Origin of the sequence: Glycomyces mayteni (assembly GCF_042428885.1) — a bacterium.
Lineage (GTDB): Bacteria > Actinomycetota > Actinomycetes > Mycobacteriales > Micromonosporaceae > Glycomyces > Glycomyces mayteni.
The window spans coordinates 1,116,153-1,132,217 of record NZ_JBHMBP010000002.1 but is presented as its reverse complement, the minus strand read 5'-3'; the positions used below and the strand labels follow the sequence as shown (position 1 = coordinate 1,132,217).

The 16,065-nt window shown below is 72.6% G+C and carries 11 protein-coding genes; 2 read left to right on the top strand and 9 right to left on the bottom strand.

All coding sequences use genetic code 11. The annotated features are described in order from the left end of the window. Window positions 1-117: 117 nt before the first annotated feature. On the bottom strand, window positions 118-1,089 hold the full coding sequence (locus ACFFXY_RS11805) for an NAD-dependent epimerase/dehydratase family protein (RefSeq protein WP_382350138.1): 972 nt from the start codon (window positions 1,087-1,089) through the stop codon (window positions 118-120). Window positions 1,090-1,248: 159 nt separating this feature from the next. Between ACFFXY_RS11805 and ACFFXY_RS11800 the strand changes: the two genes are divergently transcribed. After that, the gene (locus ACFFXY_RS11800; RefSeq protein ID WP_382350135.1) at window positions 1,249-1,851 is read left to right on the top strand and encodes a class I SAM-dependent methyltransferase; all 603 of its coding nucleotides are present in this window, start codon (window positions 1,249-1,251) and stop codon (window positions 1,849-1,851) included. Between the two features lie 41 nt (window positions 1,852-1,892). Here the strand turns inward: ACFFXY_RS11800 and ACFFXY_RS11795 are convergent, their stop codons facing one another. The 7 genes from ACFFXY_RS11795 to ACFFXY_RS11765 all read right to left on the bottom strand — a co-directional run bounded on the left by ACFFXY_RS11795 (window position 1,893) and on the right by ACFFXY_RS11765 (window position 13,487). Continuing rightward, on the bottom strand, window positions 1,893-4,139 hold the full coding sequence (locus tag ACFFXY_RS11795; RefSeq protein ID WP_382350133.1) for a glycoside hydrolase family 43 protein: 2,247 nt from the start codon (window positions 4,137-4,139) through the stop codon (window positions 1,893-1,895). A 25-nt stretch (window positions 4,140-4,164) separates the two neighbouring features. Continuing rightward, a complete protein-coding gene (locus ACFFXY_RS11790) occupies window positions 4,165-7,791 on the bottom strand; it encodes an alpha-glucuronidase family glycosyl hydrolase (protein ID WP_382350130.1) in 3,627 nt (1,208 codons plus the stop codon). A gap of 65 nt (window positions 7,792-7,856) precedes the next feature. Continuing rightward, a complete protein-coding gene (locus ACFFXY_RS11785) occupies window positions 7,857-8,465 on the bottom strand; it encodes a hypothetical protein (RefSeq protein WP_382350127.1) in 609 nt (202 codons plus the stop codon). Beyond that, window positions 8,462-9,316, bottom strand: coding sequence for a carbohydrate ABC transporter permease (locus ACFFXY_RS11780; protein WP_382350124.1), 855 nt, complete (start codon window positions 9,314-9,316; stop codon window positions 8,462-8,464). The genes ACFFXY_RS11785 and ACFFXY_RS11780 overlap by 4 nt, the downstream gene beginning before the upstream one ends. Next, the gene (locus ACFFXY_RS11775) at window positions 9,313-10,227 is read right to left on the bottom strand and encodes a carbohydrate ABC transporter permease (RefSeq protein WP_382350121.1); all 915 of its coding nucleotides are present in this window, start codon (window positions 10,225-10,227) and stop codon (window positions 9,313-9,315) included. The genes ACFFXY_RS11780 and ACFFXY_RS11775 overlap by 4 nt, the downstream gene beginning before the upstream one ends. After that, window positions 10,224-11,513, bottom strand: coding sequence for an ABC transporter substrate-binding protein (locus tag ACFFXY_RS11770; protein ID WP_382350119.1), 1,290 nt, complete (start codon window positions 11,511-11,513; stop codon window positions 10,224-10,226). The genes ACFFXY_RS11775 and ACFFXY_RS11770 overlap by 4 nt, the downstream gene beginning before the upstream one ends. A gap of 141 nt (window positions 11,514-11,654) precedes the next feature. Beyond that, complete coding sequence (locus ACFFXY_RS11765) at window positions 11,655-13,487, bottom strand: glycoside hydrolase family 2 protein (protein ID WP_382350116.1); 1,833 nt, start codon at window positions 13,485-13,487, stop codon at window positions 11,655-11,657. A gap of 102 nt (window positions 13,488-13,589) precedes the next feature. Here ACFFXY_RS11765 and ACFFXY_RS11760 point away from each other — a divergent pair, with 102 nt between their 5' ends. Beyond that, window positions 13,590-14,588, top strand: coding sequence for a LacI family DNA-binding transcriptional regulator (locus tag ACFFXY_RS11760; protein ID WP_382350113.1), 999 nt, complete (start codon window positions 13,590-13,592; stop codon window positions 14,586-14,588). Here ACFFXY_RS11760 and ACFFXY_RS11755 read toward each other — a convergent pair. Next, a complete protein-coding gene (locus ACFFXY_RS11755; protein ID WP_382350110.1) occupies window positions 14,585-16,057 on the bottom strand; it encodes an MFS transporter in 1,473 nt (490 codons plus the stop codon). The two genes, ACFFXY_RS11760 and ACFFXY_RS11755, sit on opposite strands and share 4 nt — an antisense overlap. Window positions 16,058-16,065: the final 8 nt, after the last annotated feature.

The window sequence follows — 16,065 nt, the reverse complement described above, 5'->3', positions numbered from 1 at the left end:
CTTCTGGGCGGGTCGCCGGACGGCGACGGGGTGCGGGGGCTGCCGGGTGCTCGGTCCTGCCAAGGCGCGCAAGCGGGCCCATCGTATAGCGCCCCCGCCAGGCCGGGGCCCCGGCGGTCAGACCACCAGCGGCCGCGCCACGTCGAGGCGGTCGTGGTCGACGAGCCAGCGGACGGCCTCCAGGATCGCGGCGTCGCTCTGGTGCGCGGGCTCGTAGCCGAGGAGGGCGCGGGCCTTGTCGATGGAGAGGACGTGGTTGCGCGACAGGTGCTCCCAGCTCGCGTCGGCGTGCTCGGGCGTCGTGCCCGCGCGGAACTCGTCCCAGGTGACCGGCTCCAGGTCGGCGGTGCGGCCGAACCAGGAAGCGGCGGCCTCGGCGAGGCCGCGCACGTTCATCGCCGCGGGGGCGACCAGGTGGAAGTCCTCGCCGGACGCGGCCTCGGGGCGCTCGATCGCGTTCGCGAAGCCCTGGGCCACGTCGTCGGCGTGGACGTGGTGCATGTGCTCGGCGCCGATCCCGGGGATGCGCAGGGTGTGCCCGGCAGAGAGGGTGCGCCACACCTCGGGGTCGAGGTTCCCGAGCGGGCCGATCGGGTGCCAGCCGGGGCCGACGATGTGGCCGGGGTGGAGCGTGGTGGTGGCGAGGCCGCCGGACTCGGTCTCGGCCTTGAGCATCCGCGCGATGGCGTCCTTCTGCGTCCCGTACTCGCCGAACGGGGGCGTGCCCTCGCCTTCGCGGATCGGGGAGCGGTGGCTGACGCCGTAGCGCCACACGGTGCCGCAGTGGAGCAGGTGCCCGGTCTCGCCGCGCAGGCGCTCGACCAGGGCCGCGGCGGACTCGGGCGTGAAGCACACGAGGTCCACGACGGCGTCGGGCCGCAGGGCGGCGACGGTGTCGCCGAAGACGCCCTCGGCGTCCTGGCGCTCGCGGTCGGCGGTCACCTGCTCGACCTGCGCCCACTCGGGCGACTCCGCGTAGGCGGCGCGCTGCCCGCGGCTGATGTTGACGACCTCGTGGCCCGCGCGCACCAGGCGCGGGACCAGGTACGTGCCGATGTGGCCGCTGCCGCCGACGACGACGATCCTCATGGTGTCCCTCCCCTTCGGGCCCGCCCGGGCCCGGCGGCTCCGATGCTAGCCGCGCCCTGTCGCCGCGGCCACGGGGCCGGTTTGCCGGTCCGGCAACAAACGTTGCCGGAAGCGGGTCCGGTGGTGGACCGTGGCGGGAGCCGATGGAAGGGGACCGTGATGGACGCGGAAGTCTGGGACGAGCGGTACGCGAGCCGCGAGCGGTTGTTCAGCGGGAGGCCGAACCCGGTGCTCGTGGCCGAGGCCGGGGGCCTCGCGCCCGGCCAGGCGCTCGACGTCGGCTGCGGCGAGGGCGCCGACGCGGTCTGGCTCGCCGAGCGCGGCTGGCGGGTCACCGCCATCGACCTCTCCCGCGTCGCCTTGGAGCGCGCCGCCGCGGCCGGGGCCCATGTCGCCGACCGCATCGCCTGGTCCCGCGGCGACCTCGCCGCGACTCCCCCGCCGCGCGCCTCGTTCGACCTGGTCACGGCCCAGTACTTCCCGATCCTCCGCTCCAGCGGCCCCGCGGCCGTCACGGGCCTCCTCGACGCGGTCGCCCCCGGCGGGACGCTCCTCGTCGTCGGCCACGCCCGACCCGCGCCCGGTCGCGGGCCTGAAGGCTTCGACTTCGACGACTACGTCCACCCCGCCGACATCGCCCGCCGCCTCGGCGAGGGCTGGCGCATCGAGGCCGACGAGACCCGCCCCCGCGCCACCCCGCCTCCCGAGGGCGCGCACCACACGCACGACACGGTCCTCCGCGCCCGGCGGGAACCCGCCTGAGGGCCGCGCGGGGCGGGGCAGTGCCCCGCCCCGCGTGCTCCCTACTCGTAGAAGCGCACGTAGTCGAAAGTGGCCGTCAGGCCCTCCCCGGCCATCGACACCAGTCCGATCCGCGGGTCGGTCCCCGCCGGGAGGGTCCAGACGCCGCCCCAGGTGTACTCGACGCCGTCGCGGCTGGTGGCCGCCTGGAACAGGTGCTCGCCGGTGTCCGGGTCCACGGTGTGGCGCAGGCGCAGCCACATGTCGTCGGCGGCGGTGCCGACCTGCATCTCCGGCCACGGGTTCCGGTCGCGGCCGATCCACAGGAGCACCTGCCCGGACGGGCCGTTCCTGACCGGCGCCAGGTGGATCGAGCTGGACGGGCTCTGGAACGCGACGAGGCCCGCCTGCGGCCGCTGCGACTCGTCCGTCGCCGGGTCCTCCGAGATCGGCAGGCGGAGCCGGGCCTCCACCGTGTAGGTCCCTTCAGGAGCGTCGTGCAGGAGCGCGGATGCCATGGCGCCCTTGCCGCTCAGGTCCGCGTCCTGGGTCGGCCACACGTACGCGCCGTCCTGGACCTGCCCGTCGGGGGCGCCGAACCAGTCCCAGCCCGCGAGGTCCGCGTCGTCGAACTCCTCGCCGAAGATCAGCCCGCCGACCTCCGGGTCGGCGATCGGCTCGGTGACGGGCTCGTAGAGCGCGGTCGCGCCGAGGTTGTCGATCTGTGCGGCGCCGCGGACCGCGGCCGCGCCGCCGGGGGTCCAGTCGGGGACGTCCACGTCGAGTTCGGCGAGCGGCATCCCGAGCAGCGAGGCACTGAGTTCGACGTGCGCGGTCCCCGACTCGACCACGGCGGTCAGCGAGTGCCAGGCGGCGAGGTCGAGGCCCTCGTAGGCCTGGGACTCACGGCGTTCCACGACGCGGCCGTGGCGCTGCACCTCCACGGTGAGCAGGCCCGAGCCGTCGACCCAGGCGACGGCGTTGTTGCGGGAGTCCTTGTAGCCCAGGACGAGGCCGGCGCGGCCGCGGTCGTCGGCGACGCGGATATCGGCTTCCAGGCGGACGTCGCCGGTGGGCCCGTCCGCGGGGAGCAGGAACGAGGGCACGGGCGAGTTCGCGGTGTTCGAGGCGAAGCCGCCGGAGAGGTCGTCCGAGCCGGTCTTCCAGCGGCCGGGCCCGGCGGCGGTGAACCCGTCGAGGCCGTCCTCGAAGCGGCTGCCCGCGTCCCAGGCGCCGACCGGCGCGGTCTGCGGGCCGTCGCTCGACCAGGCCCCGGCGTTGACCGTGGGCCAGCCGTCGATCCAGTCGAGGCGGTCCATCAGGGTGGGGCGGCCGCCCCAGGTGAGGTCCTCCTCGAAGCGGTCGAAGCCGTTCACGAGGATCCACTCCTGGCCCGAGTGGTCCACGACGTTCGCCGAGTGGCCGGAGGCGACCCAGCGGTTCCCGTTGGGCGAGTTCACGATCGTGCCGCCGGGGTAGAGCCCGGTGAGGCTGTCGCCGTCGCGGTCGGTGAACGGGCCCAGCGGATTGTCGGAGCGGCCCACGAACACCGGGTAGCCGCCCTTCTCGCGCTCGCAGCAGCCGAGGCCGGAGTAGAAGAGGTAGTAGAAGCCGTCGCGCTTGACGACGTAGGGCGCCTCCCCTTGGCGGCTGCCCACGACCTGCACCGAGTCGCCCACGGGCGCGGTGCCTTCGGCGTTCAGCTCGACGGCGCGCACGCCCGCGTCCTTGAACGAGCCGTAGTAGAGGTACTTGGCGCCGTCGTCGTCCACGAACAGCGCCGGGTCGATCTGGTTGGCGCCGTCGTCCTCCTCGATCACCGGGTGCCCGATGTCGGTCCACGGCCCGGCCGGGGTCGGCGCGGTCGCCAGCCCGATCTGGTTCCGCGGCCCGCCGCCGCCCGCGGCCGCGTAGTAGAGGTAGTAGAGCCCGTCGATGTAGCGCACGTCGGGGGCCCAGTAGTAGGTCTTCTCGAAGTCGCGCCACTCGGGGTGGTTGTCGCGGCCGAAGACCTCGCCCACGTACTCCCAGTCCACGAGGTCCTGCGAGCGCATGATCGGCATGAAGTACTGGTCGTCCCAGGGGCCGCCGCGGTTGTCCTTGCGCAGGCTCGTCTGGGTCGCGTAGGCGTACCAGTAGCCGTCCTTGCCCTGGATGATCGACGGGTCCGAGAACGCGTCGGCCAGGTCGTCCATGATGTGGTTCTCGTAGGTTCCGGGCGCGTCGCCGGGGTCGGCCGCGACCGGCGGGCCGACGGCCAGCAGGCCGAGCACGGCCGTGAACGCGACGGCCAGTGTGGATCTTCGCATTGGGGGTGCCTCTCTATCAGCGGGTTCACTGGGGCAGGACGGCGAGCGCGGCGATGCGCCACATCTTGTTGAGCCCGCTGCCGGTGAGGGCCAGGGACGCGATGCGGCCTTCGGGGCCGCCGTCGAGGTCGAAGGAGAACCAGGTCATCGCGCGCGAGGGCAGCGTGGCCGGGCCGGAGCGGCCCAGTTCCGCGCCGTGCTCGGACACGACGGTGATCGCGGAGTCGGTGAGCGGGTCGCCGGTGAGGACCCAGACCCGTTGCGGCCCTGCGGGGATCGCGAGGTCGAGGGTCCGCTCAGTGGTGGCGACGACGAGGTCGCGGCGCAGCAGGTCGGTGTTGCGGCGGTCGCGGGCGTCGGGCCGCGCGCCGTTCCAGCCGTAGCCGCGGTCGGCGTCCCAGTCGCTCTCGGGGGTGAGGGCCGCGTAGCCGGGGACCACGGACTCGGCGTCGGGTCCGGCGTCGAGGGCGAGCGCGGCGCGGGCCGGGTCGGGGGCGGCGACGACCTCCACGAGCCTGCCGGTTTCGAGCTCGGTCCCCCCTGCACGGACGGTGAGCGGGAGCCGCTCGATGGCCGGTTCGGGTCCGGCGGTGACCGGGACGGCGACGTCCTGTTCGGTCCCGGCGGGGACGGTGGCGGTGACCGGCTCACTGGTCCAGCCGTCGGGGACGGCGACTTCCACGGTGACTTCCGCGTCGGTGTCGCCGCTGTTGGCAATGGCCGCGACGACGTCGTAGGTCCCGTCGGTCCACCACACGGGTTCGGCGGTGGCGGCGTGGACGCGCACCGGCGGGAGCGGGGCGTCCGGGTCGGGGATCACGAGCGCGGCGAGCTTCCACCAGTCGTCGATGCCGGTGAGGACCAGGTCGGCGGTGCCGCCTTCGAGTTCCAGGTCCACCCAGGCGAAGGCGCCGGAGGGGAGGTCGGGCGTCGTGGTCTCGGTGCCGCCGACGGTGATCGTGAAGGGGCGGCAGCGGGCGCCGCGGTCGCCGATGAGGAGCTGGGCGGTGTGCCGCCCGGCCGGGACGGCGATGCGGAGGGTGCAGGCGCTCGCGTGGCCCACGAGGTCGGCGGTGAGCGGTTCGAGGACGTTCCGGTCGCGCCCGTTCGGGGTGGGGCCGGCGACCCAGCCGAAGCCTTGGGCCTCGGACCATTCGGTCGCGGGCGTGAGGCGCCGGTAGCCGGGCTGCACGGGCGAGCCGTCGGTCCCGGCGTCGAGGGCGAGGTGGCAGCGCTGCCCGGCGGGGGCGGTGAGGAAGCGGAGGCCGCGGCCGCCGAGGACGGTCCCTTCGGGTGCGATCGCCACGTCGACCGGGCCTTCCCAGCCGTTCAGGGGCGGTTCGACCGGGAGGACCGCGGTGGCGGTCTCGCCCGATCCCACCTCCAGAGCGGCTGCGCCCCAGTCGCCTTCGGCGGGGACGAGGCGGGCGGTCAGCTCGCGGGCCTCGCCGCTCGCGTTGGTGACCTCGACGGCGACGCGGTTGCCCCAGCCGCCGGTGAGGACCCGCTCGCCGGGGACGGCGACCTGGGTCCAGGATCGGTCCTCGTCCAAGATGCGGCCGAGGTCGAAGAAGAACGCCACGATCGCGTCGCGCCAGGTCGTGGCGTGGCCGATCTGCGCGGCGAACGCGTCCGCGACGGCGGCGTGGCGGTCGGCGTCGACGCTTCCGGCGAGCCCGGCCCAGGCGTCGGCGAACTCGCGCACGCGCTCCACGCCGTGGAAGTGCGTGTCGTAGATGTGCTGGATGACGGTGGAGCCGGACCGCAGCCGGTGGTCGTAGGGCACCCAGTGCATGAACAGGAGCAGTTCGTCGGGGACGGTGTCGAGGTCTTCGTAGACCTCGGCCCAGGCCTCGGGGTAGAGGCCGGTGAAGCCGCTGCCGGTGGCGGCGGTCCGGTCGAAGCCGGTGCCCGCGCCGGTGCTGTGGTGCGACTGCGTGACGGTGCCGACCGGGTCGGGGTCGAAGTGCGCGCCGCCGGGGTTGCTCAAGTAGCCCATGCCGAGCGGGGCGGTGTAGTCCTCATAGGTGCGCCACGAGTCGAGCAGGACGCCCGCGACGACGGCCGTGTCGTCCGCGTCGAGGCCGAAGGTCATGCGGGTCCACTCGGCGGCGAGGTCGCCCGGGTCGGCGCCGGTGGACCAGGCGAGCCGTCCGAAGGCGTAGCTGTTCGCGGCCCCGAGGTGGTAGCCGGTCCAGTTCTCGGCGTCCCCGAAATTGGAGACGCCCGCGAGTCCGGCGCGGTCGGCGGACACGACCTCCGCGACGGTGGGACCGGTTCCGGGCCCGCCCGTGGGGAAGTCGAGGACTTCGCGCCACATCGGAGCGAGGAACACCGCGTGCCCGGCCTGGCCGGTGTACTCCTGGGTGATCTGGAGTTCGGCCATCTGGTTGGTGCGATTGAGGGTGCCGAACAGGGGGTGGACGGGTTCGCGGACTTGGAAGTCGATGGGGCCGTTCTTGGTCTGGACGATGACGTTGTCGTCGAACTCGCCGTCGAGCGGGGCGAACACGCGGTGCTGGTACTCGGCCCAGTCGCCGAAGTCCTCGTGGACGAAGGAGCGCCACACGATGAGGCCGTCGTGCGGGGCGACGGCGCGGGCGAGCATGTTCGCGCCGTCGGCGTGCGTGCGGCCGTAGTCGAGCGGGCCGGGGCGGCCCTCGGAGTTGGCCTTGACGAGGAACCCGCCGAGCGCGGGGATCGCCGCCTTGACCTCGGCGATCTTCGCGGCCCACCAGTCCTGGACGCGCGGGTCCTCGGGGTCGGCGGTGGTGATCGGGTCCGCGTCGTCCGCGGTGAGGACGATCGGACTGGCGTAGTTCAGGGACAGCCACGGGCTGATCCCCCAGGTCGCGAGCATCGCGCACAGCGGGGCGAGCTTCGCGAGCATCGGCGCTTCGATGAACGCCGCGTCGGCGTTGACGTTGTTGAGGACGGCGGCGTTGATCCCGATCGAGGCGGTCAGGCGCGCGTAGTCGGTCATGCGTTCGGAGAGTTCGGGAAGCGCGTCCCAGTCGAAGAGGGAGCGTCCGGCGTAGCCGCGCTCGACCGAGCCGTCGCGGTTGTCCCAGTGGTTCAGCATCCGCAGCCGCGTGTCGGGGGCCTCGGTGGCGGTGAGGTCGGCGGGCGCGGTGCCGTTCTGGAGCAGTCGGATCAGGTGGAACACGCCGTAGAGGACGCCCGCGGGGGCGTTCGCGGCCACGGTGACGCGCTTGACGCGGTGCCCGGCGCGCTGGACGCGGATCGCGAAGCCCTCCGCGCCGAGGGCCTCGGGGTCCTCGATCCGCAGGTGCGGGGACGCGTCGGCGGTGCCGATGACGAGTGTGCCGTAGGCTCCCGGCCCGCCGCTGGCGGGCGCGGTCCCGGTGAGGCCGGTCAGGGCGCGGCGGACCTCGTTCTCGGCGTTGGCGATCAGGGGGTCGTCGCCGAAGACGGCGACGCGTTTGAAGGCGGCGCGGTACTGGGCGAGGAGGTCGGGGTCGGCGGGCTCGCGGTAGCGGAGCCAGAGCGGGCCGTCGGCGGCATCGGTCTCCTGTGCCTGTGCGGCCCAAGGGGACACGGCGGTGGCGAACGCGAGGGCGCCCGCGGTGAGCGTGCCGGTCCGCAGCAGCCCGCGGCGCGACAGCCGACCGGGCCCGTGTGGTGACGTCATTGTCAACTCCCGTGTGAGGGTGCTTGCTGGAGGTGTCGGGGATCGGTCGGCTGTCGGGGGCGGTGCTAGGCGAGGGCGCGGCGCCGCGCCGCGATGAGGGCGACGGCGAGCATTCCGGGTGCGATGACGATGAGCGGCAGGAACATCCAGGCGACGACAGCGGCGACGCCGAGTCCGATGAGGACGTAGGCGGTGCCGACCGGGTCGGCGGTAGTGAGCGCGGCGGCCTCGCGGAAGAGGTCGCGCCAGTCGGCGGACGGCTCCCACAGGGAGGCCGCCCGCACTGCGACCACGGCGATGACCAGGGCGAAGGCCGCGCTGACGACCGCGAGCGGCGTGCCGCCGGGCACGAGGCCCTGGACGCCGAGCGCGACGTTCAGTCCGAGGAGGGCCACGGCGAGCGCGACGACGAGGCTTGCGGCCCAGCCGGTCCGGAGGGCCCGCCACGCGGACCGCAGCAGGTCGCCGAGGCCGTCGCCGTGGTCGGACGCGTGGCGGTCGAGGTGCCGGGTCCCGGCGGCGACGGCCGCCAGGGCCGTCACCAGCGGGAGCGACAGCGCGGTGACCACGAGGCCGACGACGATCATCTCGCCGAACAGCCCGAGGGCGCCGCCGCCGAAGCGCACCAGGTGGTCCGGGGCCCGGCGCGGCCGCGGTGCGGACTGCGCGCTCATCCCTTGAGCCCCTGGGTCGCGACGCCGCCCACGAGCTGGCGCTGGAAGGCGAAGAAGAACAGCAGCACCGGGAGCAGCGCCAGGATCGCCATCGCCATCTGCGCGCCGTAGTCGGAGGTCGAGGTCTGGTCCACATACAGCCGCAAGGCGAGCGGCATCGTGTACATGCCGGGCTCCTTGAGGTACAGCAGCGGCCCGAAGAAGTCGTTCCACGACCAGATGAACGCGAAGATCGCGGAGGTGACCAGCGCGGGCTTCATGAGCGGCAGGATGATCGAGAAGAAGATCCGCGGGTGCCCGGCGCCGTCGATGACGGCGGCCTCGTCGAGTTCGCGCGGCAGGCCGCGGATGAACTGGATCATCAGGAACACGAAGAACGCGTCGGTGGCGAGGAACTTGCCCAGGAGCAGCGGCCAGTACGTGTTGATCATGCCGAGGTTGTTGAACACGATGTACTGCGGGATGATCACGACGTGGAACGGCAGGAGCATCGTGGCGATCATGCACACGAAGAAGACGTTCCGGCCGCGGAACTTCACGCGCGCGAACCCGTAGGCGGCGAGCGAGCACGACAGCACGATGCCGACCACCGAGCCGACGGCGAGGACGAGCGAGTTGAGGACGAAGGTCCAGAACGAGATCCCGCCGATGCCCTCCAGGGCCTTCGCGTAGTTCTGGAGGCCGCCGCCGGTCGGCAGGAGGCTCACCTCGCCGATGATCTCGCTGCTGGGCTTGAAGGAGCTCATGAGCATCCACACCGCGGGGTAGAGGATGACCACGAGCACGGCGAGTGCGAAGGCGTGGAACAGGATCGACCCGCGGGTGCGGCGTGCGTTCTTGGTTCGGCTCATCGGTCGTCTCCCGAGTAGTGCACCCACGACTTCGAGCTGCGGAACAGCAGGAGGCTGATGAGCCCGACCACGATCACCAGGACCCAGGCCATCGCGGACGCGTACCCCATCTGGAAGTCGCGGAAGCCGCGGAAGTAGAGGTACAGCGTGTAGAACAGCGTCGACTGGGCGGGTCCGCCCGAGCCGTTGGAGATGATGAACGCGGAGTTGAAGATCTGGAACGCGTGGATCGTCTCCAGCAGCAGGTTGAAGAACAGCACCGGGGACAGCAGCGGGATGGTGATGTTCCAGAACCGGCGCACGGGTCCGGCGCCGTCCACTTCGGCGGCCTCGTACATCTCCGCGGGGACCTGCTTGAGGCCCGCGAGGAAGATGACCATGGGGGCGCCGAACTGCCACACGGTGAGCAGGATGAGCATCGGGAGCGTGCGGCCGGGGTCGCCGACCCAGCCGCCCGCCGAGGCGTCGGGGCCGCCGAAGACGGACCCGATCTGGGCCACGATGCCCTCGTCGATGAACATGGCCTTCCAGACGATCGCGATCGACACGCTGCCGCCGATGAGCGAGGGCAGGTAGTAGGCCGAGCGGTAGAAGCCCTGGCCGCGCCGGGAGTTGTGCAGGAGCATGGCGACTCCCAGCGCGGCGGCGAGCTTGATCGGGGTCCCGAAGACCACGTACAGGGCGGTGACCTTGGCGGCCTGGTGGAAGTTGGAGTCCGTCAGGAGCCGCTGGTAGTTCTCGAACCCGATGAACTGCGGTGCGGTGAAGAGGTTGTAGTCGGTGAACGAGAGGTACAGGGACGCGATCATCGGCCCGGCGGTGAGGCCGAGGAACCCGATGAGCCACGGTGAGAGGAACGCGTATCCCGCGCGGGTCGAGCGGTCGCGGGCGCGTCGGCGCACGGTCGTCATCCGAGGAGCATGTCCATTTCGGCGAACAGCTCTTCGGCGAGCTGGTCGGTGTCGATGTCGCCGTAGAGGAGCTGCTCGTGGAGCTCGCCCCACTTGGCCTCGATGGAGCCGTAGCCGGAGGGCAGGAGCGGGTAGCTCTCGGTGATCTCGTCCGCGACGGCGTCGAGGTAGCCGAAGTCGACGGAGTCGGAGGTGGACTGCTCGACGGCGGCGCGGCCCTCCTCGGTGGGGGGCGCGCCGAGGGAGGCGCCGAAGATGGCCTTGACCTCGGGCGAGTTCGCGAGGAAGTCGACCAGGACGGCGGCGGCGTCGGGCTGGTCGGAGTTGGCGGCGACGGAGAGGAGCATGCTCGGGTGGTCGGCGAGGACGTGCTGGCCGTTCGCGGTGGGGGCCTGCACCATGCCGATGTTCTCGGTGCCGATGTCGCTCATGGCCTGGGCGACGGTGGTGGAGAAGTTGAACCAGAGCGCGGCCTCGCCGCCGAGGAAGCCGCCGAGCGGGTCGAGGGCGACGGTGCGCTCGATCGGGTAGAAGTCGCCGTTGTCGCGCAGGTCGGCGACGGAGTCGAGGTAGTCGACCACGTCCTGCTCGTCGAAGGCGGGGCCGCCGTCCTCGGTGAAGACGGGCTCGCCTTCCTGCATGCGGGAGTAGATGAAGCCGGGGAAGCCGCCGGTGTAGTCGGAGGCGCCGTAGATCGCGGGGTCGTGCGAGGCGCCGGCCTGGTTGACCTGGAGGACGTAGGCTTCGAGGTCGTCCAGGGTCATGTCGTCGGTCGGGTAGGGGACGCCGACCTCGTCGAGCAGGTCCTTGTTGTACATCATGGACCAGGCGTTGTAGCCCATGGGGACGCCCACGAGCTGGTCGTTCACGGTGCCGGACTGGAGCAGGGTGTCGGCGTAGCCGCTGGTGTCGAGCAGGCCGCCCTGGTAGGCGCCGAGGTCGAGGAACAGGCCCTTGTCGGCGTACTCGCCGAGGTAGCCCGCGTCCATCATGAGGACGTCGGGGAGGGCCTGGCCGGCGGCCTCGGTGTTGCGGGCGGTCCAGTAGTCGCCCCAGGCGTTGAAGTTGCGCACGACCTCGACGTTGGGGTACTCCTCGTTGAAGAGGTCGAGGGCCTGGTTCATCCAGTCGGCCCGCTCCTCATTGCCCCACCAGGTGAAGGTGATCTCGGCTTCGGTGTCGGCGGCGAACGAGGTGGCGGCCTCGTGGGTGCCGCCATTCGAGCACGCGGTGAGCCCGAGCGCCGCTGCGGCGCCGAGGGCCGCGACCGTCTTCATTCTTGACATGGATCCTCCTCAGTGGCTGGACGGACATTGTCCTGCCGGGGTAGTTCAGCGTTGAACTAAGGCGAATCCAGTTCAACGCTGAACTATTTGGCGAACGCTATCACACGCCCCTCGCGCGGGGCAACGGCCGGTTTCGGCCGGCTACTTCCGGTCGTCCTCGCCGAGCACGAGCGCGCGCAGCCGCTCCATCGGCAGCTTCGGCTCCCGCTCGGCCGTCAGCAGGCCGTTGACCTCCTGGAGCGTGTCGGTGAGCTGCGTCCAGCACCAGCCCGCGAGCCCGGTCCGGCGGCCGCGGTGGCCGATCGAGGCGCCCTGGACGGCCCGCAGGATGTCGCCGACGCGGCGGTCGTAGTCCTCGGCGCTCGCCGCCTCGGAGTAGCCCCACGCGTCGTCGGCCTCGGGCCCGGTGGCCCACTTGACGCCCCCGAACTCGGTGAGCATGACCGGCTCGCCGCCGTCCACGGTGCCCTGCAGGCGGATGCGCCGCCCCGAGGGGCCGATGCCGCCGATGTAGGCGCGCAGGTCCGCCTCCGGGACGTCGTACCGGTCGGCGAGCACGCCGCCGTCGGACTCGTAGTCGTGGACCGTCCACAGGTCGGAGGTGCCCAGCTCCCAGCCGTCGTTCGAGACGACCGGGCGGGTCGGGTCGAGGGCCTTCGTCAGGTGGTAGAGCGCCTCGGCGAACACGCGCTGGTCCTCGCGGGAGGCGATGTGCTGCACACCCCAGGACTCGTTGAGCGGCACCCAGGTCACGATCGAGGGGTGCGAGGCGTCGCGGCGCACCGCCTCGGTCCACTCCGCGACCGTGCGGGCGACGGCCTCGTCGGAGAAGCTGTAGGTCGCGGGCATCTCGCCCCAGACCAGGAGCCCGAGCCGGTCGGCGTGGTACAGGAAGCGCGGGTCCTCGACCTTCTGGTGGACCCGCACGGAGTTGAAGCCCAGCTCCGCGATGAGCTCGGCCTCGCGCCGCAGGTCGTGCTCGGTCGCGGCGAGGTGCGTCCGGGGCCAGTAGCCCTGGCTGAGCACCGAGCGCAGCACCACCGGGCGGTCGTTGAGCAGGAACCGGCCGTCGGCCGCGCCGACCGAGCGGAGCCCGAGGTAGCTCGCCACGGCGTCCTCCCCCACGCCCACCCAGGCGTCGAGGAGCACCGGCGAGCCGGGCCGCCACAGCAGCCGCTCGTAGTTCTGGCCGTTGTCCTGCCCGGCGAGCGGGACGGTCACGGTGACCTGGGAGCCGCCCGCGCGGGCCCGCGCCTCGCCGATCACCGCGCCCTCGTGGGCGATCCGCACGGTCACGTCCTCGTCGGCGCGGCGGCTCAGGCCCACCTGCGCGGTGGCGGTGCCGCGGGCGAGGTCGGAGGTCCAGCGGATGCCCGTGACGTGCAGGGCCGCAACGGATTCGAGCCACACGGGCTGCCAGATCCCGGTGGTGCGGTGGTACCAGATGGCGTGCGGGTCCTCGTGCCAGTCCTGCTTGCCGCGGGGCTGGGCGGTGTCGTGCGGGTCGTCCTCGGCGCGCACCACCAGCGCGTGCGGTCCCGCGCCGAGGTGGTCGGTCAGGTCGAGCGCGAAGGGCGTGTGCCCGCCCTGGTGGGCGCCGACCAGGCGCCCGTCGAGCCACACGCTCGCGCGGTAGTCGACCGCGCCGAAGTGGACGATCAGGCGCCGTCCGGGCCCGTGCCCGACCGCGTCGAGGTCGGCGGCGGCGAGCTCGCGGCGGTACCAGACCACCGGGTGGAACCCGGTCTCGCCGATCCCGGACGCCGCCGACTCCGGCGGGAACGGGACCGTGATCGACCGCGGCAGGGCCCGGCCGTCGCACCACCCCTCGGCGAGCCCGCGGTCCCCGTCGTCGTGGGCGAACCCCCACTCCCCGCTCAGGTCGAGGAACGACTCCCGGAGCATCTGCGGCCGCGGCCGCGCGACCTCCTGGCGGCTGGCCCGGATGCCGTGGACCGGCGACTGGCTGTTCATATTCGCGACTCCCTCATCGGTCTAATTCAACGTTGAATGTACCAGCCGGGCCGCTATCATCGACTGAGCGTTTTCACGCCCCGTCCTCACAGAGAGAGTCCCATGGCCCAACCCCGCGTCACCCTCGCCGACATCGCCGCGCGCGTGGGCGTCAGCGCCAAGACCGTCTCGAACGTCGTCAACAACACCGGCTGGGTGGGGGCCGAGGTCCGCGAGAAGGTCCTGGTCGCGATCGAGGAGCTGGGCTACCGCCCGAACCTCGCCGCGCGCCAGCTCCGCCGCGGCTCCAGCGGGGTCCTCGCGCTCGCGCTGCCGACGCTCGCCGAGCCGTACTTCGCCGAGCTGGCCTCGGTCTTCGTGGACGTCGCCCGCGACCGGAACCTCACGGTCCTGGTGTCCCAGACCGGCGGCTCGCGCGAGCGCGAACTGGAGGCGCTCGACGGCACCGGCCTGCCCGCCATCGACGGCCTCATCCTCAGCCCCCTCGGCCTCGACGCCGCCGACGTGGAGCACCGCCGCCGGGACGTCTCGCTCGTCCTCGTCGGCGAGCACGGCGAGCGCGTCGCGGGCGAGCGGGAGCACCACGTCGGCATCGACAACGTCGCCGCCGCGGCCGCCGCCACCGCCGAGCTGATCGCCCAGGGCTGCAAGAGGATCGCCACGATCGGCGTGCAGGACGAGGGGCCCGCGGAGACCTCCCGCGACCGCTTCGACGGCTACGCGCTGGCCCTGCGCCGGGCCGGGATGGCGCTCGACGACGCCCTGACGGGGCACGTGCAGGAGTTCAACCGGGCCGAGGGGGCGCTCGCGGCGCAGCGGCTCATCGACGCGGGGTCCGCATTCGACGGTCTCCTGTGCTTCAACGACTCGCTCGCGCTGGGGGCCATGTACACGCTCGGGGTGCGCGGGCTCGCCGTCCCGGAGCGGGTGCGCGTCATGGGCTTCGACGACATCGCCGACGGCCGCTACTCGATCCCCGCGTTCTCCACTGTGGCCCCGGGCCGCGAGGCGCTCGCGAACCGCGTGCTCGACATCATCGCCTCGCCCGACAAGATCGACCCGGGGCACCACGAGGTGCCGTTCTCGCTGGTGGTCCGCTAGTCCGCGGTGCGGGCGCGGGCCGCGTAGAGGACCAGCACGACCGCCATGACGGCGAGGCCCGTGAGGCCGACCGTGCGGAACCCGGCGGTGAAGGACTCGCTGACGCGTTGCAGCAGTTCGGGGTTGAGCGCCGCGTCGCGGAAGCCGTCCACCCAGGACCCGGAGTCGGCGCCCATGCGGGAGCGGTAGACCACGGTCCCGACGCTGCCGAGCACCACCAGGCCCGTCGCGATCCCGATCTCGTTGGCGGTCTGCACGAACGACGCCGCGGAACCGGCCCGCTCCTGCGGGGCCCGCGAGATCACGTCGTTCATCAGGAACGGGAACGCCGCCCCGATCCCGGCCGTGGCGAGCACGCTCCCGGCGACCATCGCGGCGATCCCGGCCGGGCCGCTCGTGGCGGTCGTGTAGCAGGCGAACCCGGCGGTCATCACCGCGAGGCTGATCATGACGACCTTGGCGGGCGCCATGCGCTGGCCGAGCCACGGCCCGAGGTTCGAGGCGCACATCATCGCCACGGTGGAGGGCAGCAGCCACAGGGCCGCGGACAGCGGCGTGAGCCCTTGCACGTCTTGGAGGTAGAACGCCCAGAACAGCGAGGTCCCGCCCATGAGCAGGGCCGTCAGGAACAGCACCCACATGACGCGCGCGACGCCGGGGCGGCGCAGCAGTGCCAGGTCCACGAGCGGGTCGTCCAGGGCCCGCTGGCGGCGCACGAACACCCAGCCGAGGCCGAGCCCGGCGGCGGCCGCGGCCCCCGCCTCCCAGGACCATCCGCTGTTGACGAGGAGCTTCAGGGCGGCCACGACCAGCAGGATCGAGGCCAGGCACAGCGCGGCGCTGAGCAGGTCGATCCGCCCGGCGGACTCGGCCCGGTACTCGGGCAGCAGCCGCGGGGCCAAGAGCAGCGTCACGAGCATGACCGGCACGCCCAGCAGGAACACCGAGCCCCACCACCACTGCGCCATCATCAGCCCGCCGATGAGCGGCGCGGCGGCCATGCCGGTCAGGAAGCACGCCATGTACGCGCCCATCGCCCGCACGGTCTGCTTCGGGTCGGGGAACAGCCGCCCGATGAGGGCCATCGACGCGGGCATGATCGCCGCCCCCGCCACGCCCATGACGGCCCGCATCGCGATGATCATCCACGGCTCCACCGCGAACGCCGCCACCGCCGACGCGAGGGCGAACACCGCCGAGCACCACACGATGAGCCGCCGCCGCCCGATCCGGTCCCCGATCGCGCCCATCGTGATCATGGTGCCGCCCACCATGAAGCCGTAGATGTCGTTCATCCACAGCAGTTCGGCCGGCGTCGGCCGCAGGTCGGCGGCCATCTGCGGGAGCGCGACGCTGAGCACGCTGATGTCGATCGCGATGAGCATCGAGGGCAGTGCCAGCAGCACCAGGGCCAGTCGCGGGCTCAGGGTCCGGACGGCGTTCCCGGCTCGGGGTTCGGTGGCGGTCATGCGCGGGT